This is a genomic window from Blastococcus sp. SYSU DS0619, from assembly GCF_054051035.1.
The window spans coordinates 293,307-319,406 of record NZ_JBJHAM010000004.1; the positions used below are offsets into that span (position 1 = coordinate 293,307).

Here is a 26,100-nt window from a genome sequence, read left to right on the forward strand (position 1 = left end):
GCGACACCGGCGACACCGGCCCGGGCCCTGCTCCACGTGCTGTTCGCCTGGGTGGCGGGCACCCTGTCCGCGATGCTGGCCGCGCCGTTGGTCATCGGCTCGATGCTCGGCGGCTGGACCACCGCCCTCGTCGCGCTCGCCGTCGTCGTCACCGCCGTCTGCGCGCTGACCGTCGCGCTCGACCGCACGGCGGGGCCAGGCGGGTGCGGCCGGCCGGGCTCCCTGGCACGCGGGATCACGCTCGGGGTCGTTGCCTCGGCCGCGGTCGCGGTGCTCGCGTACGCGTTGATGCAGGAGGACGCCGGTGACACGATCCCCGTCCTGCTGCGCTACGCGGTCGCCGGACTGCCCTTCGCCGCGATCGCCGGCCTGCAGTGGCCCGGCGTGGTGCGCGTCGTCACCGCGGTGGCCCTCGTCGGCGTGATCGCCGCCGTCGCGGTTCCGCGCGCGCAGCAGGCGGTGCAGGAGGACCGGTCGCAACGGGTCACCACCGAGGTGGGCACGTCGGCGCTGCCGTGGGTCACCGAGGTGGACGGCTACCGGGCAGAGCTGCCGCAGGTGACCGGGAGCCCGCTGATCTGGACCCCCTACGCCTCCGCCGCAGGGGACCCGGGGGTCTGGCTGTTCCGCGACGACCCGGTCGACCCCGCCGCCTCGGACCCGTGCGCGGCGACCAGCCTCTGGACCCCGGGCGGCGACCAGCCGATGACGTCCTGCACCGCGGTCCGGGACGGCGTGTGGCTGCGCACCACCGACGGGTGGCAGGAGCTGGCCCGCCACGACGCCGACGTGCGGGTGGGTGCCACAGCCGGGCCCGAGGTCCCCGTCCCGGTGCTCGAGCAGGCGCTGGCCGCGGCCCGGCCGATGACCGACGAGGAGTACGCCACCTGGCTGGACGAGGGGCTCACGCCCGGCTGGTGAGCGCCGTCCGCGCCCGCTCGTGCAGCCAGACCTCGAGCTCCTCCGGCGGCAGCGGGCGGCTCAGGTGGAAGCCCTGGACGACGTCGCAGCCCAGCTCGGCCAGCGCCTCGACCGTCGCGGCGTCCTCCGCTCCCTCGGCGACCAGCACCAGCCCGAGGGCGTGCGCCAGCTGCAGGGTGGAGGTGACGATGGAGGCGGCGCGGGCGCTGCCGGTCATCGCGGCGATGAAGGTGCGGTCCAGCTTCAGCTCGGTGACGGGCAGGGCGGCGAGGTAGGCCAGGCTGGAGTGCCCGGTGCCGTAGTCGTCGATGGCCACGCCGACGCCGTCCTCGCGCAACCGGCCGAGCACGCGGACGGCACGCTCGCGGTCGGCCATCAGCAAGCTCTCGGTGACCTCGAGGACCAGGCTCGTCGCCGGCAGCCCGTGCGCGGCGAGCAGCCGGGCGACGTCGTCGGGGAAGGTCTGGTCGACGAGGTTCGACGGGCTGACGTTGACCGCCATCGTCAGGGAGCGGCCCTGGTCCGCCCAGCGCCGGCACTGGGCCAGCGCCATGTCGACGACCAGGGTGGTCAGCGGGGCCATGAGCCCGGCGGACTCCGCGAGGTCGATGAAGGCGTCCGGGTAGAGCAGCCCCCGCGTCGGGTGCTGCCAGCGGACGAGCGCCTCGACCCCCTCCACCGTGCCGGTCGTCAGGGCGAGCTTCGGCTGGTAGTGCAGGACCAGTTCTCCGTGCTCCAGCGCCCGCCGGAGCGCGGCGACGTCCTCCAGCCGGTGCCGGCCGTGGCCGTCGCGGGCCTCGTCGTACCCGGCGGCGCCCAGCCGACCGGCCTTCGCCGAGTACATGGCCAGGTCGGCCAGCTGCAGCAGCTCGACGGCGCTCTCCGCGTGCTCGGGTCCCACCGCCACGCCGACGGCGGCGTCGACGGTCAGCTCCATGCCGCCCAGCCGGAACGGCCGTTGCAGGTGCGTGCGCAGCCGTTCGGCCAGGACCAGCGCGCCGTCGGCGTCGAGGTCCTGGGCCAGGACGACGAATTCGTCGCCGCCCAGCCGGGCCAGCAGGTCCCCGGTGCGCACCTCGGCCTGCAGCCGGGTGGCGACCTCGCACAGCAGGGCATCGCCCACGCCGTGGCCGAGGGAGTCGTTGATCTCCTTGAAGCGGTCCAGGTCCAGCACCAGGACGGCGAGCTCCTCGCCGCCGAGCAGCCGGACGTCGACCGCGTCGAGCGCCTCGAACACCGACCGGCGGTTGGGCAGCCCGGTCAACTCGTCGGTGCGCGCCTGACGGCGGCTGTCGGCCAGCGCACGGACGGCACGGAAGGTCAGTGCGGTGCGGGCCAGCGCGGCGAGGACGGCGCCGAGGGCCAGGGCACCGGCGACCGGGTCGCCCCCGCGGAAGTACCCGTGGGCGAGCAGACCGACGGCGGCCAGCGTGCAGACGGCCGGCACGACGAGGGGCGCGCGGACCGCCGACGGGTCGGCGATCCCACCGACCGGCGCGTGGCAGGCGGACACGCCGAAGCAGACGAAGGCCACGCCCCACACCAGGTCGAGCACGCTGCCGGCCTGGTAGGTGCCCTGCACGACCTCGTAGGCGTACACGGTGTCGGCCGCGACGAACAGCGACAGGCCACCGGCCACCCACCACCAGCCACCCCCGCCGCGACGGCCGAGGACGACCAGCCCGGCGGCGAGCAGGCTGAGCAGCAGCAGGTCGCCGACCGGGTAGGCGATGCTGACGAACACCTCCCCGCCGGCGCCTCCGGCGCTGCCCAGCAGGTCGCCGAGGGCGAGGGCGGCGGCCACGGCCCCCGCGGTGAGACCGGTGACGAGGCAGTCCAGCCAGAGGTTCGCGGTCAGCCGGCGGACCCGCGACCGGATGATGAGCAGCAGCGCGAGGAAGGTCAGCGGGTAGAACGCCAGCTGGAGGACGTCGGCCCACGACGGCCGCGGGACGGTGTCCAGCGTGCGGTAGTGGAGCTCGTAGACCAGACCGCCGGCCAGGTAGGCGGCGATCGCGGCGGCGAAGCACCACCACGCCCGGCGTCCGGTAGAGGCGACGCCCGCCCGCAGGACGAACATCGCCGTGAGCGCGGCGAGGAACACCAGCTTCCCGCCGGCGGCCAGTGACTCCCCGACGTAGGGGACGCCGAGTGCGGCCAGCGCGACGCTGGCCACCCAGACGCCGGTGGAGACCGCCCCGGTCACCCGCACGGCGCGCAGGGTGCGGTCCGCGTCGCGGTGTCGCGTGCTCCCCGGTCGGCGGCGCTGCATGTCCACCCGATCGGCGCGGTACGGAACCGACTGAAATGCAGCTCACGCCCGCGGTCCCCCCTCGGGGTGAGCGCGCGCCCTGGCCCGGCCGAGCCAGGTGGCGGTGGGTCAGGTGGCGGGCACCGGCGGCATGATCCGCTCCACGATGTCGGCGGGCATCAGCCCGGCCTTGCCGAACCTGCTCGCGGCCTCCAGGAACTGCGGTGCGGACGCGGCGAGATCGACCAGCATCTCGCGGGCGGCGTCCTCCCGGCCGGCGAGCGCGGCCACGACCGCCCGCCACATGAGCTGGTCGGGCTCGCTCACCGGGTCCATGGGCCGGAGCAGCTCCAGCTCGCGGTCGGCGGTCACCGGATCGCCGTCGATGGCCTGCTGGAACGCGCGGACGACGTCCTGGTAGCGGGCGCGGGTGACGGTGAGGTCGGCGAGGGCCGAGATCGGGTCCGCGGAGTCGTCGACGCGCAGGTCGACCACCATGTCGTGCCAGGGACGACCGGTGGTGGTCGCGCGGATGACCATGATCGCCGCGGACCGGCGCCCCCGGAAGTCGCCGCCGGCCTCCTCCCCCGCCACCAGCGCGGTGAGCAGCCGCTGGGCCAGCGGCCCGGCGGAACCCTCGAAGCGCTCCACCATCGACTCCCACACCGCAGGGGAGCTGGCCATGTTCGCCAGGGCCACGCAGGTGTCGCCCATCAGGTGCCCGGCGGCGTCGACGCAGGTCGTGCCGGTGTAGCAGGCCAGGTCGCCGTTCACGCCGAGGACGGCGACCTGCCGCCGCTCCGGCTGGGGGTCGACGCTGCTGAGCGCGGTCAGCACCTCCTGGGCGGTGAACCCGCCGCGGAGCAGGTCGAGCCCGACCGCGCCGTACATCGGCTCGGCCATGGACTGCGTGGCGATCACCCCGTGCCCGGGCAGGGCGAAGGGGACGCTGTTGCCCACCGCGAATGCCTGGGACTGGGTGGCGACGCCCATCTCCCCCGTCTCGGGGTCACGGGCCACGATCGAGTACGTCACGCCTGCGGCCTACCCGCGGTTGCCCGGGGACCGAAACACCGGTCGCTCACGCCGTGACCGACTCCATCGCCTGCGCCAGGAGCTCGACCGACCGGAGCCGGCCGTCGAGGGCTCCCGACTGGTGGGCGACGATCAGCTCGTCGGCGTCCGCGAGCTTCGCGAAGCCGGCCAGGTGCTCGCGCACCTCGGCGGGCGTGCCGAGGGCGGTGTGCGTGAGCATGGTGTCCACGTGCTGCCCGGCCCCCTGGGCCAGCAGCTGGTCGGCCTGCTCGTCGGTGAGGGCCTGCCCGCGGCCGAACAGGCCGATGGCGAGGTTGCGCCGCACCGCCTGCAGCTGCTCCTGGGCGGCAGCGGTGCTGTCGGCCGCCACGACGTTGACGCCGGCGATCACGTAGGGCTCCGCGAGCTGCTCGGAGGGCGTGAACTCGCGCCGGTAGGCGGCGACGGCGGACTCGAGCATCGCCGGCGCGAAGTGCGAGGCGAACGCGTAGGGCAGGCCGAGGGCGGCGGCCAGCGTGGCGCCGAACATCGAGGAGCCCAGGACGTAGAGGGGCACGCGGGAGCCCTTGCCGGGGATGGCGTCGACCCCGGGCACCCGGGTCTCGCCGGCCAGGTACGCCTGCAGCTCCAGGACGTCCTGCGGGAACGAGTCGGACGAGCGCGGGTCGCGGCGCAGGGCGTACATCGTGTTCTGGTCGCTGCCGGGCGCCCGGCCGAGGCCGAGGTCGATGCGGCCGGGGTACATCGCGTCGAGGGTGCCGAACTGCTCGGCGATGGTGAGCGGCGCGTGGTTGGGCAGCATGACCCCGCCCGCGCCGAGGCGGATGCTGCTGGTGTGCGCGCCGACGTGGGCGATCAGCACGCTGGTGGCCGACGACGCGATCCGCGGCATGTTGTGGTGCTCGGCGTACCAGACCCGCTCGTACCCGTGCTCCTCCGCGCGCTGGGCGAGGGCGACGCTGGCGGCGATGGCACTGCCCGGGGTCTCCCCGCGCGGGATGGGTGCCAGGTCGAGGACGGACAGCTTGATGCTCATGCGGTGCAGGCCTTTCACGTCGGTTGCTCGGCGCAACGCCGTCCGGGCCCGGGTGCTTCCCGCCGCCCGCGTCAGCGGCTCTGCAGCGCGTCCAGGGCCACGGCCATCGCCGCCGCCACCCGGAAGTCCAGGCGCGGGTCGGGGACGGTGACGGTGTAGTGGTCGCGCAGCGCGACCCGCTTCTCGCTGCTCATCACCACCGCACCGCTGCGGCTGTCGGTGAAGTCGAAGTGGAAGAGGAACGGCACCGGGATGTTGTTCAGGAACGGGATGAAGTTCCACACCCGGCGGAGCACCGCGATGAACTGGTTGCGCTCCTGGCCGACCGCCTCGACACCGGGCGCGGACAGGTTCCAGGTCGAGCGCAGCAGGCTGGCGCCGAACTGCTTGCGGAAGTAGCCGATCGGCTGGCCGTGCTCGTCGATGATGTCGTGCTCGGCACCGACGTCGAGCCGCTGGCGGGCCTTGAAGGAGAACACCCGCCGGCTCATCGACTCGTCGGCGAAGAAGACGACCTCCTCCCGCAGCTTCATCCGCTTCTGCTGGGCGAAGGCCAGGAGGTGCCCCTCGCTGCCGTCGGGGGCGGCCGCCCGGATCTCGTAGCGGTTGACCATGACGGTGACCCGCTGCCGGATGAAGAACTTCGGCACCACCATGGGCGCCGGCTGGTGGGCGGGGGGAACGGTCACGGTGATGCTCCGTCGCAGGTCGAGGGGGGCGGACGCCCATCCTGGCGGATCGGCGCCGGTGGCGGGGCGGCGCCGATCCCCGTGTCGCGGGCGCGCCGGGGCGCCGGGTTCAGCGCGGGGCCGTCGTCCCCCGCCCGGTGAGGGCGTCGTGCAGACGCTGGACGAGCCGCTCGAGGGGGCTCGGGGTCTCGTCGCTGCGGGCCGGGCCCGCCGGCATGAGCACCCACAGGAGCAGGTAGACCAGGATGCCGGCGCCTCCGGCGACGGTGAGGCCGACGAAGCCCACGCGCCAGAGCACGGTGTCGATGCCGCTGTAGTCGGCCAGACCGCCGCAGACCCCGCCGGCCATCTTGTCGGTGGTGCTGCGCCGCAGTTCCGGCCGGCCGGGCGGGAGCTGCCGCTCGCCGCCGGGAGCGTCCGCGGGGGGAGTGAGGGGAACCGAGTTCGTCATGGCTCGAGCGTGCCGCCCGCGCTGCCTGCCGGACATCCGGTGATCCCCGGATCCGGCCCTGGTTCCGCGCTCGGGGTCTCCCCGGGCGAGCCGTTCCTCTGGTGGGATCGACGCATGCCGCAGACCGAGTTCACCGAGGGGCACCACGTCGAGCGCCACCGGGACGGCTCCGTCCGGGCACGTGGCCGCGTCGTCGACGGGCAGCCGGACGGCTACTGGGAGTGGTTCCGCGTCGACGGCACCACGCTGCGGTCGGGATCCTTCGACCGGGGCAGGCAGACCGGCGAGTGGACGACCTACGACCGCAGCGGCGCGCCCTACAAGGTCACGACGAAGCCCTGACGACGGCGGTCAGTGCAGCGGCAGCGGCGTCGTGTCGCCGTCCTCCCGCGGGCCGAGGATCCAGCGCTCCTCGGGGGCGATGGGCACGTCGTTGATGCTGGCCTCGCGCCGGCGCATGAGGCCGTCCGCCGCGAACTCCCAGTTCTCGTTGCCGTAGGAGCGCCAGGTGCGGCCCTCGGCGTCGTGCCACTCGTACTGGAACCGGACGGCGATCCGGTCGTCGGTGAACGCCCACAGCTCCTTGCGCAGGGCGTAGTCCACCTCCCGCTCCCACTTGCGGGTCAGGAAGGCGACCACCTCGTCCCGGCCGCGCAGGAACTGGTCCCGGTTCCGCCACACGGTGTCCTCGGTGTAGGCCTGCGCGACGCGCTCCGGGTCCCGGGTGTTCCAGCCGTCCTCGGCCGCCTGCACCTTCTGCCGGGCGGTCTCGACGGTGAACGGCGGGAACGGTGGACGGGACACGCGGACCTCCTCGGACGCGGCGGCCGACCCCCGGCCGCCCCCTCCTACCCTGCCCGGGAACCGCGTTCCGGGCACGGTGGCCGATGAGTTCCGGAGCGCCGCCCGGTCCACTCCTCGACGTCCACCCGACACCGAAGGAGTCCCCCGTGGGACAGATCGCCGCCAGCCTCTTCGCCACCGTCGACGGTTCCGCCGAGCGCCCCGACCAGTGGCACTTCCCGTACTTCGACGAGGCCATGGGCAAGGCCGTGGACCGCCACACCGGGCGGTGCGAGGCGTACCTCATGGGCCGGGTGCTCCACGACCAGTGGTCGCAGTACTGGCCGGGCAACGAGACCGACGACTTCGCCCAGTTCATCAACCCGGTCCCGAAGTACGTGCTGTCGACGACGCTGGAGAGCTCGGACTGGGCCGGCACCACGGTGCTGCGCAGCCTGGACGACGTGCGCGCGCTGAGGGAGCGCACCGAGGGCACCATCGGCATGTCCGGCAGCCTCACCACGGTGCGGTCGCTGCTGGACGCCGGCCTGCTCGACGAGCTGGTGCTGATGGTGGACCCGATCGTGGTGTCCGGGGAGCGCCGGTGGACCGACGAGCTGGGCCGCACCCCGCTGGAGCTGGTGCACTCCGAGGCCTTCCCGACCGGCGTCCTGCACCTGGTCTACCGGCCGGCCCGGAACGCCTGAGCCCGTCGTCGGCACCCGCGCGCCAAGTGTTCGACCCGGCGCCACCTGGCCGACACCTCGGGTGCGCACCCTGGCGGCATGACGGCGAGCCTCTTCGTGATCGGCATCCGGGTCGGGTGGATCGGACCCGACGTCCTGCCGGGGGACGACGGCTTCGCGCGGGCGCACGACGTCGCGCACGCCGTCGCCAAGCCCGTGGTGGACGGGCTCGAGGCCTCGCTCTGCGGGCAGCTGGTGCGCGCCACCGCGGCGCAGGACTGGACGTCCGACCGCCCTGCGGCCCGGTGCGAGGAGTGCGCCCGCCTCGCCGGCTGACGACCGGGATCTTCTTCTCTCCCGCGCCGCAGCGAAGGCTCATGAGCATCGCCCCCCGGCGCTGGACGAGGAGGCCCGGGAGCGGTGGGCCGGCGTCGTCGGCCGCTTCCTGCAGCGCCGGTGGTCCGTCCTCGCCGGAGGGGGCCGTCTGTTGGCTGTGCGCTCCCCCGGCGTGCGTGCATTGCTCTCCTGCGGGCCACCTGGAGCCCGCAGCCTGGACGGTGCCCCCGAACGGAACCGCTCCAGGAGGAAGCCATGACCACGCCCAAGGCCTCGACCGCACCCGCCACCGCTGCCGGCGCCAAGCGCCCCGAGGACGACGCACCCCAGCCGGAGAAGGGTGCGGTCGCCGACGCCCCCGCCGAGATGGCCGAGCTGGCCCGCACCCGCGACGAGGCCGAGGACCGGGCCCGGGAGCTGCTGGCCGCCCAGGTGCTGCAGGAGTCCCGCAACGGGTCCCACGACGAGCGGGCCCGCCAGCTGGTCCTCGCCGTCCGCCGCGACCTGCTCGTGGAGCTGCGCGAGCAGGAGCAGCAGCAGGCCCGGCGGCAGCTCGCCTCGGCGGCGGACAGCAGCGAGGACGCCGTCGCCGGCCTCGTGCAGGGCGTGACGACGATCGTGCGCAGCCTCGTGCCCGCCGTCCTCGTGCGCCCGGAGGAGGTCATCGAGACCACCTACGCGCTGGCCGACCAGAGCCTGCGCGTGGCACGCCGCTTCGCCCTGGTGGTCACGGAGAACGTGCGCGGCCTCGTCACGACCTGACCGGTCCCGCCTCCCGCCCGGGTGGCCGTCGGGGCACCGGCCCGACGGCCACCCGGTCGTGTGCGAACCGCTCCCCCGCGGCTCCGAGGGCTGCGAGTGTCACACCGGCCGCGCGAGCGGTGTCTCCATGTCGACCCACCACACACCTGGAGGAGACATGGCGAGTAGCACGCGCATCCCCGCGACCGAGGTCACCGGCGTCTACGGCGGCCTGGTCAAGACGTTCACCCGCAGGATGGTCGGGTCGGTGCCGGAGTCGGTCGGGGTCCTGTGGCACCACCCGGCCGTGTTCAAGGCCCTGATGGGGCTCGGCCGTAGGGCCGACTCGTGGCGCCGGCTGGACCCGAACCTCGCCACGTTCGCGTCCATGGCCGCCGCAGGCGTCGTCGGCTGCAACTTCTGCCTGGACCTGCACTACTTCATGAGCCACAACCGCGGGCTCGACGAGGCCAAGGCGCGCGAGGTACCGCAGTGGCGGCAGTCGACCGTCTTCAGCCCCGTCGAGCGGCGGGTCCTCGAGTACGCCGAGGCGATGAGCCGGACGCCACCGGCCGTGACCGACGAGCTGTCGGCCGCCCTGCTCGCCGACCTGGGTGCACCGGCGCTCGTCGAGCTGACCGCCCGGGTCGGCGCGATGAACCTGACCGCGCGGACCAACGTCGCCCTCGGCATCCGGTCCGAGGAGTTCTCCGCGTCCTGCGGCCTGCCCCCGCTGGCGACCCGCTCGGCGGACGGCCTGACCTCGGCATGACCGACGACCCCTACCTCGCCCACCGCAGCCTGCTGTTCACCGTCGCCTACGAGCTGCTCGGCTCCGCCGCCGACGCCGACGACGTGGTGCAGGAGACCTGGCTGCGGTGGGCCGCGGTGGACCGGGCGGCGGTGCGCGACCCGCGGGCCTACCTGGTGCGCATCGTCACCCGCCAGTCGCTCAACCGGCTGCGCACGGTCTCCCGCCGCCGCGAGGACTACGTCGGCGAGTGGCTGCCCGAGCCGCTGCTCACCAGCCCCGACGTCGCCGACGACATCGAGCTGGCGGAGAGCGTCTCGATCGCGATACTGACCGTGCTGGAGACCCTCGGCCCGACCGAGCGCGCCGTCCTCGTGCTGCACGAGGTGTTCGCCGTGCCGTACGACGAGGTCGCCGAGGCGGTGGGCAGGTCGAGCACCGCGGTCCGGCAGATCGCGCGCCGGGCCCGCGAGCACGTGGCTGCGCGTCGTCCGCGGACGACGGTGAGCCGCGCCGAGCAGCAGCGGGTCGTGGACCGGTTCCTCGCCGCCGTCACCGCCGGCGACGTGCACGGCCTGCTGGACGTGCTGGCCCCGGACGTCGTCGTGGTCGCCGACGGCGGGGGGCTCGCGCCCGCGTCCCGACGGCCCTTCGCCGGCCGGGAGCGGGTGGCCAACGCGCTCGCCCACTTCGCCGCGATCGCGCCCGGCGTCCGGATCACCACCCCGCTGGTGAACGGCGGCGTCGCCGCGCGGATCGATGCGGGTGGCGAGTTGGACACGGCGATCACGTTCGTCGTCGAGGACGGCCGGATCAGCCGCATGTACGCCGTGCGGAACCCGCACAAGCTGGGCCGGCTCGACACGGTGGCCGAGCTGCGGCGGTGACGCGGGACGTCGGCCGCTCCCCGTGCGCGTCGATCAGGCCGGGCCCTCGAGGAGGATCACGGTGTTCCCGTCGGGGTCGGCCACCGTGAACATCGGCGGCGCGCCCGCCATGTGCAGCACGTCGGTGTCGGGTGACGCCCCCGCGGCGGTGAGCGCCGCGTGGGCCGCCTCGGCCGAACCGGTCCAGTAACGGACGCCGATCGGCAGTCCGCTGTCCCGCGTGATGAGCGCGACCGCGACGGGTGAGCCGCTCGGGGCGACCTCGACGAGGCGGGCGCCGGGCCAGAGCTCGGCGTCGAGACGGACCTCGCACCCGAGCACGTCGCGGTAGAAGGCGAGAGCGCGGTCGATGTCGGCGACCTCGACGGACACGCTGAAGATCCCTGTGGTGAGTGCCATGTCCCTACGACCGCCCGGACGGCGCGCACTCATCGCCGGCCCGCGAAGTTCGCGCGGACGTGTCGAGGACGACCTGATCAGCCGCACGGGCGCCGTTCGGAACGCACGGATTCTGGGCAGGCTCGACACGGTGGCCGAGCTGCGGCGGTGACGGAGGTCCGCGGCCTTCAACGAGGAGGCGGACATGGAACGGCACGAGGTACTCATCGTCGGCGGCGGTAACGCCGGCATCTCCCTGGCGGCGCGGTTGCTGCGCGACGGGGTCCGGGACGTCGCCGTCGTGGCTCCCCAGCCGCTGCACCGGTACAAGCCGCTGCTCAACTACGTCGGCGCCGGGGAGGCGACGATGGCCGACCTGGAGCGGCCGATGGCCGACGTCGTCCCTGACGGGTGCACCTGGATCCGGGACGCGGTCGTGGACGTCGACCCGACCGCCACGACCGTGCGCACCCGCGGCGGCCGGACGCTGCACTCCGCGACCCTCGTCCTCTGCCCCGGCCTGGTGGAGGACTGGGAGGCGACGCCGGGGCTGCTGCAGGCGTACGCCGACGGGTGGGTGGCCTCCACCTACGTGCCGGGCAGCACGCCGCAGGTGTGGCCGCGGCTGTCGGCGCTGCGCGAGGGGTCCGTCGTCTTCACCGTGCCGCCGGAGCCGGCGTCGTGCGCGCCGACCGCGCTGAAGCCGTTGCTCATGGCGTGCGACCACTGGCGGCGCACCGGCGTCCTGCCGGCCCTCGACGTCCGGCTGGTGCTACCGGCGGCGACCGCGACGGGCCTCCCGGAGGCCGACCGCGTGCTGGAGGACGCGTTCGCGGACTACGGCGTCGAGGTGCTGCGCGAGGCGCGGGTCGAGCGGGTGGACTGGGACGTCCACGCTCTCGAGATCACGTCACGTACCGGCCGTCACGTGCTCGAGGACGTCGCCTTCGCCCACGCCGTGCCGCACTACCGCGCACCGGGCTGGATCGCCGACGCCGGTCTCGCCGTCGACTCAACGCCCGGGCTGGTGGACATCGACCCGGAGACGCTGCGGTCCCGCCGGCACGAGTCGATCTGGGCGATCGGCGACGCGGCCGACGCCGACACCCGCCCCTCGGGCGGCGCGCTGCGGAAGCAGGTCGACGTCCTGGCGCAGAACATCGCGGCTGCCCGGGACGGGAAGCAGCTGAAGCGGTACGACGGCTACACGGTCATGCCGATCACCGTGAGCCGGCGGAAGCTGATGCTGAACGAGGTGGACCGCGACGGCGCCGCCAGCCCGTCGGTGCCCTTCGTCAACCCGTTCCAGCCGCACCGCTGGTCGTGGCTCTTCGACCGGTACGGGCTGCCGCAGGTCTACTGGCACCGCATCCTCCGCGGCAAGGTCTGACCCGCCGGGCGGACGCCCCGGGCGCGACGAGCGGCCGGGGCGTCGGCTAGCGCTGCTGGCGGCGGGCGACGAGGACGAGGCCGCCCACGAGCACCACGAGGGGCGCCCAGCCCGGGAGGCCGAAGGGCCCGATGATCAGCTGGACCACGAAGAGCGCGAGCTGGAATCCGACGATGAAGACCACCAGGAGCGCGAGCCCGAAGAGCAGCGGCCGTTCCGCCTGCAGCTGTCGCAGGTAGTCCATCAGGTCTCCTCGGTCACGGGTTCCAACTGGTCGGCCCGGCGTGACCACCGGACGTCCAGGCTGTCGGACACATCGGCATGAGGAACCAGCTTCTGTAGGCCACTGTTCCAGTCGGCCCGGGATCGTGACTGCTCGACCGGTACGTCCTGCCGAGGGCCTCCGTTCGCCACATCCGTCGCCGGGGGGACGCGGCGGCCGCGGCTCAACAGGGTGGGCTCGACGCGCCGCCTCCCCGAGATCCATCGAGCCTCCGCGAGCCGACGGCATGATCACGGGCCAGAGGACCTCCGGGTGCTGGTCCAGCGGAGGTCACGGGGGCGTTCCGCAGGTCGGTCGGTCGATCGAGCCCGGGCTCCACCGCGTCGCCGTCCCCGGAGATGAGCGCGACCGTGTGCCCACAGGCCGGAACAGCGATGGCGTCCCGTCCGCATCCGAACCGCCGAGCGTTCCTCGGGCTGGCTGCCGCAGGACTGATGAGCGCGTGCGCGGCTCCGGCCGGCCGGGACGCGGCGCGGCCGTCCGCCGCGCCGAGCCGCGGAGCGCCCAGCACGCCGCCTCCGCCGAGCGCGCCGGTGACCACCGCGGCGACGACGCGTGCCGACGTCGTCGCCCGCCACACGGGGGTGGTACCCGTGGCCTTCGGGCTCGACGTGCCGGGCGTGGTGAACCGGCTGCCGACGCGGGACCCGGTCATCGCCCTGACCTTCGACGCGTGCGGCGGCGCGCGCGGCAGCGGCTACGACGCCGCCCTCATCGAGGTGCTGCGGACGACACGGACCCCGGCCACGCTCTTCCTGAACCAGCGGTGGGTCCTGGCCCACCCGGACCTCGCCGCGGAGCTCGCCGCCGATCCGTTGTTCGAGCTGGCCAACCACGGCACCGCGCACCTGCCTCTGTCGGTGACCGGCGCGTCGGCGTACGGGATCCCCGGGACCGCCGGTCCGGGCGAGGTCTTCGACGAGGTCTCCGGCAACCGGGAGACCCTGACCGCGGTGACGGGCGCGGCACCGAGGTTCTTCCGGTCCGGGACGGCGCACTACGACGACGTCGCGGTCCGGATCGCCCGTGACGTGGGCGAGATGGTGGTGAACTTCGACGTCAACGGCGATGCCGGGGCGACGTTCGGTCCCCACCAGGTCACCGCCGCGCTGCAGACCGCGTCGGCCGGGTCGATCGTCATCGGGCACATGAACCAGCCCGGCGGCGGCACCGCGGCCGGAGTCGCCGCCGCGCTCCCCCGGCTGACCGCCGACGGCTTCCGCTTCGTGTGGCTGTCGGAGTACCTCAGCTGACGGCGGTCCCCGCCCGGCCGGATCAGACGTGCGGGCGATCGACGCGAGGCCGTGCATGTCTCGCGCCGGGGTGGCCCGGCTCAGCCGCGTGAGCCAGGTTCTCCTCGAGCCGCACCACCGTCGAGAAACGTTGACCTCCGGCTGCCTTCGATGCGCATGAGCCGCGCCGACAGCGGCATGTCAGGACAGCGCGCGTTCGAGTTCCGGTGCGGGGCCGGGATCGGCAAGAAGCACAGTCGTGAGCTTGTCAGAGGACCAGTCCCAGGGCCGCATGTCCGGCTACCCCGGCGATGAAGGCGGGTAGCAGCCACCGCGCGAGAGCGGGGTACTGACGTCGATGCCAACCGAGGCCGACCGCCAGGAGCAGAGCGATAGCGCCGAACAGCCACACGGAAGAGGAGTAGCCCAGCCGGAACTGGTACACGACCACGGCCTCACTCGCATACGCCGCGACCAGCAGCGCCGCACCCAGACCGGCAGGAGCCGCGCGCCACCAGACGTAGCCCGCTGCCCCGAAGATCGGGCCACCCACGAACGCACACAGCGACCACAACACGACGTAGGTCATCGAGACGCCGAAGCCGCGCAGGTCTGCGGTGACGTAGTAGGCGACAACCTCGAGCGTCGTCGCAGCGACACCCACCAACACCGCAGTCGAGAGCCGCGACTGAAGGGCGCCTGCGACGAAGGCGGTCGTCAACCACGGGCTCGCGGCGTTGACGAGCGCCAGCCAGGGATAGTCCCAGTGTTCTTGCAGGAGCGAAGTGAGTACACCGACGGCGACTCCCAAGGCAAGGGCGAGCAGCACCGGGCCGAGGCGGCGTCGTTGCTGCAAAGAGGATTCCTCAGAGTCACGAGTGAACTGCACAGAGCGAGCCTAGTGCCCGGTCCGCACGTCCGAGATCGCGTGATCGCCACCTACCCGAGCGACGGGGTGACACTCCCCCGCCATCGGCGGCGCGAGCACGCCTTACGCATCCCCACGCCCCGACAGGCGTCTGACCAGCAGGCCCGGACCCCGTCAGACGTTGAAGCGGAACTCCACGACGTCGCCGTCGGCCATGACGTACTCCTTGCCCTCCATGCGCACCCAGCCCTTGGACTTGGCCTCGGCCATGGAGCCGGCCTCGACCAGCTGGTCGAAGGAGACGATCTCGGCCTTGATGAAGCCGCGCTGGAAGTCGGTGTGGATGACACCGGCCGCCTGCGGGGCGGTGGCGCCGACCGGGATGGTCCAGGCGCGCGACTCCTTGGGGCCGGCGGTCAGGTAGGTCTGCAGCCCGAGGGTGCGGAAGCCGACCTTCGCCAGCTGGTCCAGGCCCGGCTCGTTCTGCCCGATGGACTCGAGCAGCTCGGCGGCCTCGTCGGCCGGCAGCTCGATCAGCTCCGACTCGGTCTGCGCGTCGAGGAAGATCGCCTCGGCCGGGGCGACCAGCGCGCGCAGCTCGTCGAGCATCTCGGTGTTGGCGAGCTCGTCGGCGTCGACGTTGAAGACGTAGAGGAACGGCTTGGTCGTCATGAGGCCGAGCTCGCGCAGCGGCGCGGGGTCGAGGCCCGCGGCGAAGAGGGTCTTCCCCTCGTTGAGCACCTCCTGCGCCTGGACGGCGGCCGCGTGCAGGGCGGCGCGCTCCTTGTCCTTGCGCATCTCCTTCTCCAGCCGCGGGATCGCCTTCTCCAGCGTCTGCAGGTCGGCCAGGAGCAGCTCGGTGTTGATCGTCTCGATGTCGTCGGCCGGGCTGACCTTGCCGTCGACGTGCACGACGTCGGGGTCGGTGAAGACCCGGATCACCTGGCAGATCGCGTCGCTCTCGCGGATGTTGGCCAGGAACTTGTTGCCCAGCCCCTGCCCCTCGCTGGCGCCGCGCACGATGCCGGCGATGTCCACGAACGACACCGTCGCCGGGATGATCTTCTGGCTGCCGAAGATCTCGGCCAGCTTCGCGAGCCGCTCGTCGGGCACGCCCACCACACCGACGTTCGGCTCGATGGTCGCGAACGGGTAGTTCGCCGCCAGCACGTCGTTCTTGGTCAGGGCGTTGAAGAGGGTCGACTTGCCGACGTTGGGCAGGCCGACGATCCCGATGGTGAGGCTCACGGGAGTCCAGCGTAGGCGTCGCTAGTTTGCCTCCCATGCCGCCGCCCGATCTCCGCGTCTGCTTCTTCGGCGACTCGCTGACCGCCGGGGTCGGTGACGACGCCGCGCTGGGCTGGGTGGGGCGCCTCGTCGCCTCCGCCCGCCGGGCCGGCACGGACCTGACCGGCTACAACCTCGGCGTCCGGCGGGAGACCGCCCCCGAGGTCGCCGCCCGGTGGCTGGCCGAGGCCGCGCCCCGGCTGCGCCACGGCGACGGGCGCGGCGTCGTGCTCGCCGTCGGGGTCAACGACACCACCGTCGAGGGCGGACGGCGGCGGGTGCCGGAGCCCGAGACGCTCCGCGCGCTCGACCTCGTCGCCGACCAGGCCGGCTCCGAGGGGTGGCCGCTCCTCGTCGTCGGCCCCACCCTGGTCGACGACGCGGAGCAGAACCGGCGCATCGTCGCCCTCTCCGCCGCCATGTCCGCGCGCTGCGCCCGGCGGGGCCTGCCATTCGTCGAGCTCGCCGCCGGTCTCGACGACGAGTGGCTGACGGACGTCGCCTCCCGGGACGGCGCCCACCCGTCGGCCCGCGGCTACGAGCGGCTGAGCCGGACCATCTCCCCCACCTTCACGACGTGGCTCGGCACGCTCGCGGGCCACCCCGTCGCCTGAGGTCCCCTCCCCCGTCGGGAGGAGGCCGGCACTCCAGTTCGCGCCGGACGAGGCCGACGACGGATGCGGACCGTCGAAGGGACGAAGCGTGGGCAGGAACCGCACGGACGCCGAACAGCAGATCGCCGATCTGCTGCGCACGGCGAAGAAGTCGCTGCGTCTCTCGGTGGCGTTCCTGTCCCGGCTCGACGGCACCTCCCAGCACCTCGAGGTCGTGGAGTCCTCGGTGCCCTTCCTGTTCCAGGAGGGCGTCACGCAGGTCCAGGAGACGACGCTGTGCCAGGCGATCCTGGACAGGAAGCTGCCCGCGGTGATCCCCGACCTCAAGGACTTCCCCGAGGCGATGAGGCTTCCGGCGGCCCGCATGCCCCGGATCCGCAGCTACGTGTCGGTGCCGGTGACCCTCTCCGACGGAACCCTGTACGGCACCTTCTGCGCCGCCGGCCTCACCTCCGACAAGGACCTCACCAAGCGGGACAAGGCGCTCATGGACGTCCTCGCGTCGGCCGCCTCGGTGATCATCGAGCCGCAGGTCAGGGAGGAGGGGCGGCGCACCGGCATCGAAGGGCGACTGCTGCCGCTCGTCGCCGCGGGTGGCCCCGTCGTCGCGCTGCAGCCGATCGTCGACCTGGCGACCGGCGTCCGCGTCGGCGCCGAGGCGCTCAGCCGCTTCCCCGCCGAGTGGGAGCAGGCGCCGGACGCCGTCTTCGCGGACGCGCACAGCGTGGGCCTGGGTGACCAGCTGGAGCTGCTGGCCCTGCGCCGCGCCGCCGACCTCCTGGGGGGCGTCGACGGCTACGTCGCTCTCAACGTCTCCCCCGGCACCCTGCTGACGTCGGAGTGCGCCTCGCTGCTCGCCGAGCTCCCGCTCGACCGCGTGCTGCTGGAGCTCTCCGAGCACGACCCGGTGGACGACTACGACGCGCTCGCCGCGGCGCTCGCCCCCCTCCGTGCCGCCGGGCTGCGGCTGGCCATCGACGACGTCGGGGCCGGCTTCTCCTCGCTGCGGCACATCGTCGTGACGTCCCCCGAGGTCATCAAGATCGACCGCAGCATCGTGAGCGGGCTGGACACCGATCCGGTGCGGACCGTCCTCATCCGCTCCCTGGTCGACTTCGGCCGCGGCCTGGAGGCCCGGGTGGTGGCCGAGGGTGTCGAGACCGCCGACGAGGCGGACGCCCTCCGCGCGCTCGGGGTCGACTACGGGCAGGGCTGGCACTTCGGCCGCCCGGTCGTGCCCGCGCCCCGTCCGGCCGCGGCCCCCGAGCTGCCGCCCGGCGCGGGCATCCCCGCGCCCCGGTCCTCCCCGCTGGACCAGGGCAGCGTGCCGCACATCCCGTAGTCGGCTCAGCGGTCCGGACAACACTCCCGGGCGCAGGTCGGCAGCGACATCAGCGAGAGCTTGCGGACCCACCGGGTCCGGGGAGCAGCCCGCGCTCCACGGCCACCATCACCGCCCGGGTGCGGTCGTCCACCCCGAGCTTGGCGAACGCCCGCAGCAGGTGCGTCTTGACCGTCGCCTCCCCGATGAACAGCTGCCGGCCGATCTCCGCGTTGGTCAGCCCGCGGGCCACCCCGGCCAGCACCTCCAGCTCTCGCGCGGTCGGCGCCTCGACCGCCGGCAGCCGCATGCGGGACACGAGTCGCGCGGCCACCGGCGGCGCCAGGACCGTCTCGCCCCGGGCAGCGGCGCGGACCGCGTCGGCCAGCTGCGGCAGGGGCGTGTCCTTGAGCAGGTAACCGGTGGCTCCCGCCTCGACCGCCCGCACGATGTCGGCGTCGGTGTCGTAGGTGGTGAGCACCAGCACCCGCACCGCGGGGTGCGCCGCCGCGATCCGGACGGTGGCGGTGACGCCGTCCATCCGGGGCATGCGCAGGTCCATCAGGACGACGTCGGGCTCGTGCTCGGCCACCAGCGCGAGCGCCTCCTCCCCGTCGCCCGCCTCCCCGACCACGGACAGGTCCGGCTGCGCGTCCAGCCACCCGACCAGCCCGCCGCGGACCACCGGGTGGTCGTCGACCACGGCGACCCGGATCTGGTTCCCGGTCACGACGCGGGCACCCGCACCGTCACCCGCGTGCCCGCACCGGGAGCGGAGGTGACGTCGACCTGCCCGCCCACCGACGACACCCGGTCGCGCAGCCCCTCGAGCCCCGATCCCGGCGCGCGGGACGGGTCGAACCCGATGCCGTCGTCCTCCACGTGCACCGACACCTGCCGCGCCCCCTCACCACCGACGACGGACACCCGGACCACCACCGCCCGCGCCGCCGCGTGCCGTCGCACGTTGGTCAGCGCCTCCTGCGCCCCGCGCAGCAGCACGACCTCCTCGTCACGGCGCAGCGCCAGCCCGCCGTCCAGCGCGGCGGTGTCCACGCGCACCGGCAGGCCGGTCTCCCGTCCGAACCGCTCGGCCAGGCGGGCCAGGGCATCGACCAGGGTCGAGCCGTCCAGCGCCACCGGCCGGAAGGCGGCCACCATGGCGCGCGCCTCGGCGAGGTTCTCCCGCGCTACCTCCTCGATCAGCGTCAGGCGCTCGCGGGCGAGCGCCGGGTCGGCGGCGAGCTGCGCGGCCGCGGTCTGCGCCAGGACGACGATGCTCGTGTAGCCCTGCGCGAGGGTGTCGTGCACCTCCTGCGCCAGCCGCTCCCGCTCGGCCAGCACACCCCGCTCGTGCTCGGCCCCCGCCAGCTGGGCCCGGGTGCGCTCGAGCTGCTCGATGAGCTGGGCGCGGTGGGCGCTCTGGTGCAGCACCCGGCTGACCCACAAGCCGAGCGCCAGGCTGAACAGCAGGCCGATGCAGGTCTGCAGCAGCACGTCCCGCGCGAGCTCTCCGGAGACCGCACGCGCCAGCGGGCCGACCGCGGTGGCGACCGCCAGCAGCACCGTCCACGCCACCCCGGTCGTCCGCCCGTGCACCACGAACCACACCTGCGGGTAGGCGAGGAAGAGCAGGAAGAACAGGCCCGGCGCCAGGAACCCGAGCGCGCAGAACCCGGCAACGAGGACCGACAGGTAGCCCACCGCTCGGACGGGCGCGCTGCCGCTCAGCGCCGGCGCACCGGCCAGCGCGTACCCCAGCGCGAACACCGCCAGCACCGCGAGCACGGCGGCCAGCCGGCTCCCGTCGTGGTCGGCGACCGCCGTCGCCACGGCCAGCGCCCACAGCGCCGCCGAGATGACGTGCATCCCGACGACGGTCGCCTGCCACCCGCGCTCGGACAGCGGCTCGGCGCCGTCCTCCTCGTCCGCTGGGGGGAGGAAGGCGGCGCCGAGCCGGCTGCGGAGACTCATCCGGCGTTCCGCCGCCAGCGGAAGGTGCGGGCAGAGATCACGACGCCGATGATCACCCAAGCGCCCAGCACCGCGGCGGTGGTCCCGTGCTCCCAGCTGCCCGCCGGCTCCGCGGCCGCCGCCGCGTCGGGCAGGAAGACCGAGCGCATGCCCTGCGTCATCCACTTGAGCGGGAAGACCGCGGCGAGCTGCTGCATCCAGCCGGGCAGCTCCGAGTACACGAAGAAGACGCCGGAGAAGAACTGCAGGACGATCGCGACCGCCGGGATGCCCGTGCCGGCTGCCCGGGCACTGCCGACGAACGACGACACCGCGATGCCGAGGACCGTGCCGGCGAGGATGCCCAGCACCGCCACCCAGGCGAAGGTCAGCCAGCGGCCGGCGGCGCCGGGCATCGGCACGTCGTAGACCGTCGCCGCCACGACCAGCAGCACGGTCAGCTGGACGGCGGTGGTGAGCACCACCTGGCCGGCCTTGCCGATCCCGTACGCCAGGGGCGGGGTACCCAGCGTCTGCAGCCGCACCAGGTCGCCCCGGTCGCGCTCCTCGGTGATCGCCAGGCCGACGGCCTGGAAGCTGGTCAGCATGATCCCGGTCGCCGCGATCCCGGCGAGGAAGTACTGCCGGAAGTCCACGCCCGGCGCCACCTCCTGGCCGCCGAAGATCGACCCGAAGATCACCAGCATCACGACCGGGTAGGCGAAGGAGAACACCAGCTGGCCGGGATCACGGACGAACAGCCGCAGCTCCAGCGCTACCCGGGCCCACCCGATCGTGAGGGCGCTCGGCGGCGCCGGGCGGCGGGTGGCCGGCGGCGGGGACGGCAGCAGATCGGTCATCGGGTGGCTCCCTCGGAGACGAGCCGGAGGTAGACGTCCTCCAGCCCGGGGCGGGTGACGGTGAGGTCGGGGATCTCCCCGGTGGGGGCCGCGGCCAGGAGGTCGCGCAGGACGGCGGACGGCTCACGCGTGACGACCTCCCGGAGGGCGCCGTCCTCGGTCCAGCGCACGGTGGCCTCCTGCCGCAGCCCGGCGCCGAGCGCCCCGGGCGCGGCGACCTCCACCAGCCGACCCCCCGCGATCACGCCGACCCGGTCGGCCAGGCGCGCCGCCTCGTCGAGGTAGTGGGTGGTCAGCAGGACGGTCGTGCCCCGATCGCGCAGGCCCTCGATCAGCGTCCAGAACTGGCGGCGGGCGGCCGGGTCGAGCCCGGTCGTGGGCTCGTCGAGGAACAGCAGCTCCGGCCGCCCCTGCACGCCCAGCGCGACCTCGAGCCGCCGCCGCTGGCCGCCGGAGAGCCGTTCGACGCGCGTTCCCTCCGTCCCCGACAGCCCGACGGCGTCGAGCAGCTCCGCGCTGTCCTGCGGGGTCGCGTGGTAGTGCGCGTAGTGGTCGACGGTCTCGCGGACGGTGAGCGCGTCGCCGGCACCGGTGCTCTGCCCGACGACCCCGACGCGGTCCCGCCAGCGCCGGTCGGCCCCCGCCGGGTCCTCCCCCAGCACCTCGAGCGAGCCGCCGTCCCGCCGCCGGAGCCCGGCCAGGATCTCGACCGTGGTGGTCTTGCCCGCGCCGTTCGGGCCCAGCAGCGCGAACACCTCGCCCTGCCGCACGTCGAGGTCGACGCCGTCCACGACGGCCCGGCCGCCGTAACGCTTGACCAGGCCGCGCACCCGCACGGCCGGTCGGTCGCCGGACGGCGCACCCGACCGGGCCGGCACCTCATGGGTCGTCGTCATGCACCCACCCTGGCCCCGGAACCGCCCCGGGGGAACGACCGATGCGCTGATCCGCCGTCCACCGACCGGTGGACCCGTCCCACCCGGCTGCTCGACGGGTCGCCGCACCGGTCGACGGCTGGGTCCACGGCTCGACGATCGATCCGCACGGCGGTGTCCGAAAACCGCCAGAGACGGTCCCCGGGCACTGGCATGCTCGGTGCCGTGAGCGAGCCCCTGGACCACGAGCGCTGCTACCGCGCCGTCACCGGCCGGGACGCGCGCTTCGACGGCTGGTTCTTCACCGCGGTGCGCACCACGGGCATCTACTGCCGGCCGTCCTGCCCGGCGCCCACCCCGCTGGCCCGCAACGTCTCCTTCTTCTCGACCGCGGCCGCGGCCCAGGGCACCGGCTACCGCGCCTGCCGTCGCTGCCGCCCCGACGCCGCGCCGAGCTCACCGCAGTGGGACGTGCGCGCCGACGTCGTCGCCCGCACCATGCGGCTGATCGCCGACGGGGAGGTCGAGCGCTCCGGCGTGCCGGGCCTCGCGGCGCACCTCGGCTACTCCGAGCGCCAGCTGCACCGGCTCGTCGTCGGCGAGCTGGGCGTGGGCCCCCTGGCGCTGGCCCGCGCCCAGCGCGCGCAGACCGCCCGGGTGCTCGTCGAGACCACGGACCTGCCCATGGCCGACGTCGCCTTCGCCGCCGGGTTCGCCAGCATCCGCCAGTTCAACGACACCGTGCGCGAGGTGTTCGCCGCGACCCCCGGCGAGCTGCGCCGCGGCCGGCGCGGCACGCACGGCGGCCCGCCCGGCTGGCTGACGCTCCGGCTCACCGCGCGCGCCCCGTACGCGGCCGAGGAGGTGCTGCTCTTCCTGGGCGCGCATGCCGTCCCGGGCCTCGAGGAGTGGGACGGCACGACGTTCTCGCGGGTCCTGGACCTGCCGCACGGCCCCGCGGTGGTCCGGCTCTCCCCCGCGCCCGACGGCGGCGCGGCGGTCAGCGCCCGGCTGCGGTTGACCGAGCTGCGCGACCTGGGCGCCGCGGTCAGCCGCTGCCGCCGGATGCTCGACCTGGACGCCGACCCCACCGCCGTCGACGACGTCCTGGCCGCGGACCCGGCGCTCGCCCCGCTCGTCGCCGCGGCTCCCGGCCGGCGGGTGCCCGCCTCCCCCGACGCCGACGAGCTGGCCGTGCGCGCCGTGCTCGGCCAGCAGGTGTCGGTCGCCGGCGCGCGCACCCTCACCGCCCGGCTGGTCGCGGCCGCCGGCACCCCGCTGGCCGATCCGGTCGGCACCCTCACCCACGCCTTCCCGCGCCCGGAGACCCTCGCCGGCGCCGACCTCGGCGCCGTCGGCCTGACCGGCGCGCGACGGCGGACCGTCTCCGCGCTGGCCACCGCCCTGGCCGACGGCGCCATCGCCCTCGGACCCGGTGCGGAGCGGGCCGAGGCCGAGCGCGCGCTGCTCGCCGTCCCCGGCATCGGCCCGTGGACGGCGGCGCTCGTCGGCCTCCGGGGGCTCGCCGACCCCGACGTCTGGCTCCCCGGCGACCTCGCCCTCCGCAAGGCCCTCGCCGCGCTGGGCAGCAGCGACTCCGACGCCGCGACCCGGTGGCGACCCTGGAGCTCCTACGCCGTCCTGCACCTCTGGGCGCTCGCCGTGCCGTCCCTCTTCACCCGCCCGGTTCCCGCCACACCCGCCCTCCCGAGGAGCGCCTGATGACCAGGTCCGTCCGGCACGCCACCGTCGCCACCCCGCCCGGCCCGTTCACCGCGGTCGTCACGACCGACGACGACGGCCGGGAGCTCGTCCTCGCCAGCGGCTGGACCGCCGACGTCGCCGACCTGCTCGCCGTGGTGCACCCCGACCTGCGGCCGGCCACCTCCGAGGCGGTCGCCCGCGTGCCCGTCCTCGACGCCGTGGAGGCCTTCCTCGCCGGGGACGTCACCGCCATCGACGACGTCGCCGTCCAGCAGCGGTCCGGGCCGTTCCTCCAGGAGGCGTGGGAGGTGCTGCGGACCGTGCCCGCCGGCCGGCCCGACACCTACGCCGGCTTCGCCGCCCGGTGCGGCCGTCCCGCCGCGGTGCGCGCCGCGGCCAACGCCTGCGCCCGCAACGCCGCCGCCCTCTTCGTGCCCTGCCACCGGGTGCTCGGCTCCGACGGCGGGCTGGGCGGCTTCCGCTGGGGGACGCCGGTGAAGCGTTGGCTGCTCGACCACGAGAGCGCCTCCGCGGGCGTCCCCGCCTGACTCCCCAGGCATAGGAGGCTTTGCCTACGTTCACGGGCCTGATCCGTAGGCGAAGCCTCCTATGCCTCCCCATCCGCGAGGCTGACCGGAACTGTCGGACCCGTCCGGCAGGGTCCCCGCCATGGACGCCGCTTCCCTGCTCCTCGGGCTCCTCCTCGGTGCACTGCTGGCCACCGCCGTCACCCTCGGCGTCGTCACCCTGCTGGCCCGCCGCCGCCCGGAGGGCGCCGGCCTGGAACCGGTGCACGAGTCGCTGGACCACCTGCACCGGCTGCTCGCCGGGATGGAGCGCGCCCGCGCCACCGCCCACGGCGAGCTGCGGGAGCAGATGGGCACCGTCGGCCACGCCTCCGCGCAGCTCAAGCACGAGACCGCCGCGCTGGTCACCGCCCTGCGCACCCCGCACGTCCGCGGTCGCTGGGGTGAGGTGCAGCTGCGGCGGGTCGTGGAGGTCGCCGGGCTGCTCGAGCACTGCGACTTCGTCGAGCAGCCGGCCGGCACCAACGACGAGGGCGCCGGTGTGCGCCCGGACCTCGTCGTCACCCTCGCCGACGGCCGCCAGGTGATCGTCGACGCCAAGGTGCCGTTCACCGGCTACATCGAGGCGGTGCAGGCCGAGGACCGGGCGGTCCGGGCCGAGCGCGTGGCGATGCACGCCCGCCAGCTGCGCGCCCACGTCGATGCGCTGGCCGCCCGGCGCTACCCGACCGCCTTCCGGCCGGCCGCGCCGTTCACGGTCCTGTTCGTGCCGTCGGACGGCTTCCTCACCACCGCCCTGGAGGCGGAGCCAGGGCTGCTCGAGTACGGGTTCGCCCGGGACGTCGTCCTGGCGACCCCGAGCACGCTGCTGGCCCTGCTGCGCACCGTCGCCTACTCCTGGCGGCAGGAGCGGCTGGCGCGCGACGCCGACCAGGTGCTGGAGGTGGGCCGCCGCCTGCACGCCCGGCTCAGCACCCTCTCCGGCCACCTCACCCGCCTGGGCTCGGCCCTGTCCACGACGCTGAGCCGCTACAACGAGACGGTCGGCTCCTACGAGCGCTCGGTGCTGACCGCGGCGCGGCGCTTCGACGACCTGGGGATCGCCGAGTCCCCCGTGCCCGAGCCGGCGGCCGTCGAGGCCACCATCCGCACCCTCCGGCCCACCGACGACATGGGCCGGCTGGACACCGCCGAGCGGGAGCGCGACGGCACCTCCGGCTGACGCGGCGCGCGGGCTCCCGAGAGGTACCCGACGGCGCCGATGGACGGACTCGTCCGCCCCGCACGTCCCAAGCATCACCCTGCGCTACTGGGCCACCACGCGCTCCGGACGACGCGGCGCCGTCCTCCCACGAACTCCCAGATCGGGTCGCTACCGTGGCCCACGAGGTCGGCCAGCCGGGTCGCCCTGCGGAGCGGGACGGAGGTGCGCCATGGCCACGGCGAGCACGGCGGGCGCATGGCAGGGCGGAGGGCGCCCCGAGCGGCCCCAGCCCGCGCGCGCATCGCGCCCTCCCGCAGGCGGCGAGCGCGCGGGCCGGCCTTCGCGCCCTCCCGTACCCGCACCCGGCCGCGCCGGTGGGCGACTGCGCGCCGACGAGCGCGCGTACGCCGACGACCGCTACGACCGTCCGCCGGCGCCCGCCCGCCGGCACGAGCCCGCGCCCGGCCGCCCCTCCGCGCGGGTCGCCCAGCAGCGCCCCGGAGGTCGCACCGCCTCGCCGACCGGCACCCAGGAGAGCAGGCTCCGCGGCGCGGTGGCCGTCCTGGGGATGTTCCTGCTGACCCTCGCCGGCTGCGCGATCGACTCCTTCGTCGGCATGGGGCTCGGCATGATCACGCTGGTCGCCCTGGCGGCCAGCACCGCGGTCGCCGCCCTGCTCGTCCGGCGGCGGGATCTGCTCTCCGTCATCGTGGCGCCGCCGCTGGTCTTCGTGCTGGTCGCCGTGATGAACATCAGCCTGGCCCCGTCGGCGACGCTGAACCTCCCGACCCTCGCCACGCTGCTGGTCCGCGGCTTCCCCACCATGGCCGCGGCCACCGCCGTCGCGATCGTGCTGACCCTGGTGCGGCTGGTCACCCGCCGCTGAGCTGCCCGTCCGTCAGATGGCCTTGACCATTCCGCCGTCGACGAGCAGGTTCTGCCCGGTCTGGTAGGTGTTGGCGCCGGAGACGAGGAACGCCGCCACCCGGCCGAACTCCTCGGCGGTGCCGTACCGGCCGATGGGGATGCCCTTCTCC

General features: G+C 74.4%; 30 protein-coding genes. 15 read left to right on the forward strand and 15 right to left on the reverse strand.

Translation table 11 applies throughout. The annotated features are described in order from the left end of the window. The first annotated feature begins 36 nt into the window (after positions 1–36). On the forward strand, positions 37–921 hold the full coding sequence (locus ACI79T_RS08445) for a hypothetical protein (protein WP_456609600.1): 885 nt from the start codon (positions 37–39) through the stop codon (positions 919–921). Here the strand turns inward: ACI79T_RS08445 and ACI79T_RS08450 are convergent. The 5 genes from ACI79T_RS08450 to ACI79T_RS08470 form a co-directional block, all read right to left on the reverse strand. Then, on the reverse strand, positions 905–3,133 hold the full coding sequence (locus ACI79T_RS08450; protein ID WP_456609601.1) for a putative bifunctional diguanylate cyclase/phosphodiesterase: 2,229 nt from the start codon (positions 3,131–3,133) through the stop codon (positions 905–907). The two genes, ACI79T_RS08445 and ACI79T_RS08450, sit on opposite strands and share 17 nt — an antisense overlap. Positions 3,134–3,301: 168 nt before the next feature. Continuing rightward, positions 3,302–4,207, reverse strand: a complete 906-nt coding sequence (locus ACI79T_RS08455; RefSeq protein WP_456609602.1) for a DUF1028 domain-containing protein — start codon at positions 4,205–4,207, stop codon at positions 3,302–3,304. Between the two features lie 46 nt (positions 4,208–4,253). Beyond that, on the reverse strand, positions 4,254–5,243 hold the full coding sequence (locus ACI79T_RS08460; RefSeq protein WP_456609603.1) for an LLM class flavin-dependent oxidoreductase: 990 nt from the start codon (positions 5,241–5,243) through the stop codon (positions 4,254–4,256). 71 nt (positions 5,244–5,314) lie between these two features. Continuing rightward, complete coding sequence (locus tag ACI79T_RS08465) at positions 5,315–5,932, reverse strand: hypothetical protein (protein WP_456609604.1); 618 nt, start codon at positions 5,930–5,932, stop codon at positions 5,315–5,317. Between the two features lie 109 nt (positions 5,933–6,041). Then, complete coding sequence (locus ACI79T_RS08470; RefSeq protein ID WP_456609605.1) at positions 6,042–6,383, reverse strand: PspC domain-containing protein; 342 nt, start codon at positions 6,381–6,383, stop codon at positions 6,042–6,044. Between the two features lie 114 nt (positions 6,384–6,497). On the opposite strand from ACI79T_RS08470, the gene ACI79T_RS08475 reads away from it, so the two are divergent. Continuing rightward, a complete protein-coding gene (locus ACI79T_RS08475; RefSeq protein WP_456609606.1) occupies positions 6,498–6,725 on the forward strand; it encodes a toxin-antitoxin system YwqK family antitoxin in 228 nt (75 codons plus the stop codon). Positions 6,726–6,734: 9 nt separating this feature from the next. On the opposite strand, the gene ACI79T_RS08480 is transcribed toward ACI79T_RS08475, so the two are convergent. Beyond that, a complete protein-coding gene (locus tag ACI79T_RS08480; protein ID WP_456609607.1) occupies positions 6,735–7,187 on the reverse strand; it encodes a nuclear transport factor 2 family protein in 453 nt (150 codons plus the stop codon). Between the two features lie 146 nt (positions 7,188–7,333). Here ACI79T_RS08480 and ACI79T_RS08485 point away from each other — a divergent pair, with 146 nt between their 5' ends. The 5 genes from ACI79T_RS08485 to ACI79T_RS08505 all read left to right on the forward strand — a co-directional run bounded on the left by ACI79T_RS08485 (position 7,334) and on the right by ACI79T_RS08505 (position 10,567). Next, on the forward strand, positions 7,334–7,873 hold the full coding sequence (locus tag ACI79T_RS08485) for a dihydrofolate reductase family protein (protein ID WP_456609608.1): 540 nt from the start codon (positions 7,334–7,336) through the stop codon (positions 7,871–7,873). A 78-nt stretch (positions 7,874–7,951) separates the two neighbouring features. Next, positions 7,952–8,188: a hypothetical protein gene (locus tag ACI79T_RS08490; protein WP_456609609.1), complete on the forward strand. Its 237-nt coding sequence runs from the start codon at positions 7,952–7,954 to the stop codon at positions 8,186–8,188. 255 nt (positions 8,189–8,443) lie between these two features. Next, complete coding sequence (locus ACI79T_RS08495) at positions 8,444–8,950, forward strand: hypothetical protein (RefSeq protein WP_456609610.1); 507 nt, start codon at positions 8,444–8,446, stop codon at positions 8,948–8,950. Between the two features lie 157 nt (positions 8,951–9,107). Beyond that, entirely contained in the window at positions 9,108–9,701 is a 594-nt protein-coding gene (locus tag ACI79T_RS08500; protein WP_456609611.1) for a carboxymuconolactone decarboxylase family protein, read from the forward strand. Further along, complete coding sequence (locus ACI79T_RS08505; RefSeq protein ID WP_456609612.1) at positions 9,698–10,567, forward strand: RNA polymerase sigma-70 factor; 870 nt, start codon at positions 9,698–9,700, stop codon at positions 10,565–10,567. Before ACI79T_RS08500 ends, ACI79T_RS08505 begins: the two co-directional genes overlap by 4 nt. Positions 10,568–10,600: 33 nt before the next feature. On the opposite strand, the gene ACI79T_RS08510 is transcribed toward ACI79T_RS08505, so the two are convergent. Beyond that, on the reverse strand, positions 10,601–10,966 hold the full coding sequence (locus ACI79T_RS08510) for a VOC family protein (protein WP_456609613.1): 366 nt from the start codon (positions 10,964–10,966) through the stop codon (positions 10,601–10,603). A gap of 184 nt (positions 10,967–11,150) precedes the next feature. Here ACI79T_RS08510 and ACI79T_RS08515 point away from each other — a divergent pair, with 184 nt between their 5' ends. Further along, positions 11,151–12,335 (forward strand): NAD(P)/FAD-dependent oxidoreductase, encoded by a 1,185-nt coding sequence (locus tag ACI79T_RS08515; protein ID WP_456609614.1) that lies wholly within the window; start codon positions 11,151–11,153, stop codon positions 12,333–12,335. 46 nt (positions 12,336–12,381) lie between these two features. On the opposite strand, the gene ACI79T_RS08520 is transcribed toward ACI79T_RS08515, so the two are convergent. Next, positions 12,382–12,579, reverse strand: coding sequence for a hypothetical protein (locus ACI79T_RS08520; protein WP_456568243.1), 198 nt, complete (start codon positions 12,577–12,579; stop codon positions 12,382–12,384). 572 nt (positions 12,580–13,151) lie between these two features. On the opposite strand from ACI79T_RS08520, the gene ACI79T_RS08525 reads away from it, so the two are divergent. Further along, entirely contained in the window at positions 13,152–13,871 is a 720-nt protein-coding gene (locus ACI79T_RS08525; protein WP_456609615.1) for a polysaccharide deacetylase family protein, read from the forward strand. A 247-nt stretch (positions 13,872–14,118) separates the two neighbouring features. Here ACI79T_RS08525 and ACI79T_RS08530 read toward each other — a convergent pair whose 3' ends face one another. Together ACI79T_RS08530 and ychF are read right to left on the reverse strand one after the other, a co-directional pair. Beyond that, complete coding sequence (locus tag ACI79T_RS08530) at positions 14,119–14,739, reverse strand: DUF6518 family protein (RefSeq protein ID WP_456609616.1); 621 nt, start codon at positions 14,737–14,739, stop codon at positions 14,119–14,121. A 153-nt stretch (positions 14,740–14,892) separates the two neighbouring features. Then, on the reverse strand, positions 14,893–15,966 hold the full coding sequence (gene ychF / locus ACI79T_RS08535; protein ID WP_456609617.1) for a redox-regulated ATPase YchF: 1,074 nt from the start codon (positions 15,964–15,966) through the stop codon (positions 14,893–14,895). 35 nt (positions 15,967–16,001) lie between these two features. Here ychF and ACI79T_RS08540 point away from each other — a divergent pair, with 35 nt between their 5' ends. Further along, positions 16,002–16,619 carry a GDSL-type esterase/lipase family protein gene (locus ACI79T_RS08540; RefSeq protein WP_456609618.1) on the forward strand — a complete coding sequence of 206 codons (618 nt, stop codon included), beginning with the start codon at positions 16,002–16,004 and terminating at the stop codon, positions 16,617–16,619. A gap of 88 nt (positions 16,620–16,707) precedes the next feature. Further along, the gene (locus tag ACI79T_RS08545; protein ID WP_456609619.1) at positions 16,708–17,961 is read left to right on the forward strand and encodes a sensor domain-containing phosphodiesterase; all 1,254 of its coding nucleotides are present in this window, start codon (positions 16,708–16,710) and stop codon (positions 17,959–17,961) included. Between the two features lie 49 nt (positions 17,962–18,010). On the opposite strand, the gene ACI79T_RS08550 is transcribed toward ACI79T_RS08545, so the two are convergent. From ACI79T_RS08550 to ACI79T_RS08565, 4 genes are read right to left on the reverse strand one after another with little or no spacing between them, the layout of a single operon-like run. Continuing rightward, entirely contained in the window at positions 18,011–18,670 is a 660-nt protein-coding gene (locus ACI79T_RS08550; RefSeq protein WP_456609620.1) for a response regulator, read from the reverse strand. Next, complete coding sequence (locus ACI79T_RS08555) at positions 18,667–19,914, reverse strand: sensor histidine kinase (protein ID WP_456609621.1); 1,248 nt, start codon at positions 19,912–19,914, stop codon at positions 18,667–18,669. Before ACI79T_RS08555 ends, ACI79T_RS08550 begins: the two co-directional genes overlap by 4 nt. After that, a complete protein-coding gene (locus ACI79T_RS08560; RefSeq protein ID WP_456609622.1) occupies positions 19,911–20,753 on the reverse strand; it encodes an ABC transporter permease in 843 nt (280 codons plus the stop codon). The genes ACI79T_RS08555 and ACI79T_RS08560 overlap by 4 nt, the downstream gene beginning before the upstream one ends. Beyond that, a complete protein-coding gene (locus ACI79T_RS08565; RefSeq protein ID WP_456609623.1) occupies positions 20,750–21,649 on the reverse strand; it encodes an ABC transporter ATP-binding protein in 900 nt (299 codons plus the stop codon). The genes ACI79T_RS08560 and ACI79T_RS08565 overlap by 4 nt, the downstream gene beginning before the upstream one ends. Before the next feature lie 204 nt (positions 21,650–21,853). On the opposite strand from ACI79T_RS08565, the gene ACI79T_RS08570 reads away from it, so the two are divergent. The 4 genes from ACI79T_RS08570 to ACI79T_RS08585 all read left to right on the forward strand — a co-directional run bounded on the left by ACI79T_RS08570 (position 21,854) and on the right by ACI79T_RS08585 (position 25,949). Continuing rightward, positions 21,854–23,350, forward strand: coding sequence for an AlkA N-terminal domain-containing protein (locus tag ACI79T_RS08570; RefSeq protein ID WP_456609624.1), 1,497 nt, complete (start codon positions 21,854–21,856; stop codon positions 23,348–23,350). Then, on the forward strand, positions 23,350–23,880 hold the full coding sequence (locus tag ACI79T_RS08575; RefSeq protein WP_456609625.1) for a methylated-DNA--[protein]-cysteine S-methyltransferase: 531 nt from the start codon (positions 23,350–23,352) through the stop codon (positions 23,878–23,880). Before ACI79T_RS08570 ends, ACI79T_RS08575 begins: the two co-directional genes overlap by 1 nt. 121 nt (positions 23,881–24,001) lie before the next feature. Further along, a complete protein-coding gene (locus ACI79T_RS08580; protein WP_456609626.1) occupies positions 24,002–25,081 on the forward strand; it encodes a DNA recombination protein RmuC in 1,080 nt (359 codons plus the stop codon). A 211-nt stretch (positions 25,082–25,292) separates the two neighbouring features. Then, complete coding sequence (locus ACI79T_RS08585) at positions 25,293–25,949, forward strand: DUF6542 domain-containing protein (protein ID WP_456609627.1); 657 nt, start codon at positions 25,293–25,295, stop codon at positions 25,947–25,949. Between the two features lie 12 nt (positions 25,950–25,961). Here the strand turns inward: ACI79T_RS08585 and ACI79T_RS08590 are convergent, their stop codons facing one another. Then, entirely contained in the window at positions 25,962–26,090 is a 129-nt protein-coding gene (locus ACI79T_RS08590) for an SDR family oxidoreductase (RefSeq protein WP_456609632.1), read from the reverse strand. Positions 26,091–26,100 lie beyond the last annotated feature (10 nt).

What these genes read in the sequence shown, in the direction of transcription:
- ACI79T_RS08460 (WP_456609603.1), bottom strand. Translation starts at nt 5,243, where the DNA reads ATGAGCATCAAGCTGTCCGTCCTCGACCTGGCACCCATCCCGCGCGGG.
- ACI79T_RS08470 (WP_456609605.1), bottom strand. Translation starts at nt 6,383, where the DNA reads ATGACGAACTCGGTTCCCCTCACTCCCCCCGCGGACGCTCCCGGCGGC.
- ACI79T_RS08475 (WP_456609606.1), top strand. Translation starts at nt 6,498, where the DNA reads ATGCCGCAGACCGAGTTCACCGAGGGGCACCACGTCGAGCGCCACCGG.
- ACI79T_RS08490 (WP_456609609.1), top strand. Translation starts at nt 7,952, where the DNA reads ATGACGGCGAGCCTCTTCGTGATCGGCATCCGGGTCGGGTGGATCGGA.
- ACI79T_RS08495 (WP_456609610.1), top strand. Translation starts at nt 8,444, where the DNA reads ATGACCACGCCCAAGGCCTCGACCGCACCCGCCACCGCTGCCGGCGCC.
- ACI79T_RS08500 (WP_456609611.1), top strand. Translation starts at nt 9,108, where the DNA reads ATGGCGAGTAGCACGCGCATCCCCGCGACCGAGGTCACCGGCGTCTAC.
- ACI79T_RS08505 (WP_456609612.1), top strand. Translation starts at nt 9,698, where the DNA reads ATGACCGACGACCCCTACCTCGCCCACCGCAGCCTGCTGTTCACCGTC.
- ACI79T_RS08510 (WP_456609613.1), bottom strand. Translation starts at nt 10,966, where the DNA reads ATGGCACTCACCACAGGGATCTTCAGCGTGTCCGTCGAGGTCGCCGAC.
- ACI79T_RS08515 (WP_456609614.1), top strand. Translation starts at nt 11,151, where the DNA reads ATGGAACGGCACGAGGTACTCATCGTCGGCGGCGGTAACGCCGGCATC.
- ACI79T_RS08520 (WP_456568243.1), bottom strand. Translation starts at nt 12,579, where the DNA reads ATGGACTACCTGCGACAGCTGCAGGCGGAACGGCCGCTGCTCTTCGGG.
- ACI79T_RS08540 (WP_456609618.1), top strand. Translation starts at nt 16,002, where the DNA reads ATGCCGCCGCCCGATCTCCGCGTCTGCTTCTTCGGCGACTCGCTGACC.
- ACI79T_RS08555 (WP_456609621.1), bottom strand. Translation starts at nt 19,914, where the DNA reads ATGAGTCTCCGCAGCCGGCTCGGCGCCGCCTTCCTCCCCCCAGCGGAC.
- ACI79T_RS08560 (WP_456609622.1), bottom strand. Translation starts at nt 20,753, where the DNA reads ATGACCGATCTGCTGCCGTCCCCGCCGCCGGCCACCCGCCGCCCGGCG.
- ACI79T_RS08565 (WP_456609623.1), bottom strand. Translation starts at nt 21,649, where the DNA reads ATGACGACGACCCATGAGGTGCCGGCCCGGTCGGGTGCGCCGTCCGGC.
- ACI79T_RS08575 (WP_456609625.1), top strand. Translation starts at nt 23,350, where the DNA reads ATGACCAGGTCCGTCCGGCACGCCACCGTCGCCACCCCGCCCGGCCCG.
- ACI79T_RS08580 (WP_456609626.1), top strand. Translation starts at nt 24,002, where the DNA reads ATGGACGCCGCTTCCCTGCTCCTCGGGCTCCTCCTCGGTGCACTGCTG.
- ACI79T_RS08585 (WP_456609627.1), top strand. Translation starts at nt 25,293, where the DNA reads ATGGCCACGGCGAGCACGGCGGGCGCATGGCAGGGCGGAGGGCGCCCC.